Annotated in this window: 1 protein-coding gene; it reads right to left on the reverse strand. The window is 42.0% G+C overall.

Annotated features, from left to right (window positions below):
* Positions 1–17: 17 nt before the first annotated feature.
* Positions 18–776: an IS5 family transposase gene (locus JMX97_RS13630; protein ID WP_201558963.1), complete on the reverse strand. Its 759-nt coding sequence runs from the start codon at positions 774–776 to the stop codon at positions 18–20.
* Positions 777–866: the final 90 nt, after the last annotated feature.

Consider the following 866-nt stretch of genomic DNA (forward strand, 5'->3'; position numbering starts at 1 on the left):
TAGGGGCTGTATAGAATTCAAATCAGCGGCAGCCAAATAAAGACACAAGCGAGAATTATGGCAGCCTCATAGCTGGCTTTAAGTTTATCATAGCGTGTGGCAATGCCTCTGAAGTGTTTTAACCTAGCAAAGGCGTTTTCTACCAAGTGGCGACAGCGATATAAGTACCAATCTAGCGTCTCGTTATTGCTTTTTGAATTTGACTTAACCGGTATTACTGATTCAGCACAGCCCTCAAAGATACAATCCCTTATGTCGCTACTGTCATAGCCTCTATCTGCTACAACCGCCTTAGTTTCTTTTTTGATGGTACTTTTAATTAAAGCGTTAGCCATTTTAGAATCATGTACCTGTCCTCCTGTCAGCTCAACACGGACAGGATTACCGCAAGCATCAACCATTAAATGCAGCTTACTACTATTACCAGCAACACTTTTACCGATGGCTTCATCATGACAACTAGCAGCGCCTGCACTATGTTGATGCGCTTTTACCACGCTACCATCTATAAATAACCATTCGCTATCATAGTCTGCTGTTACTATTGACATCAGTTGCCGCCATTTACCCGTTTTACGCCAATAGCGGTATTGATGATATACGGTAGACCATTTGCCAAAGCAAGATGGTAAGTCGCGCCAAGGACAGCCAACACGTATGCGGTATAACATCGCTTCAACGGTTAATCTTAGATTGGGCTTGTTATATATGTTGATTTGTCGCAATATATCAGACAGCTTTTGCCATTGTTCATCAGTGAGCATGGTACGAGCCATAAGTGACGCCTTTTCTCTTTGTTGTGGTAAACAAGAGTGTAAGGCGTTGCTTATTTTTTTCAACTATTCCACAATTCTATACAGCCCCTA

The organism is Psychrobacter sp. 72-O-c, assembly GCF_904846605.1.
GTDB lineage: Bacteria > Pseudomonadota > Gammaproteobacteria > Pseudomonadales > Moraxellaceae > Psychrobacter.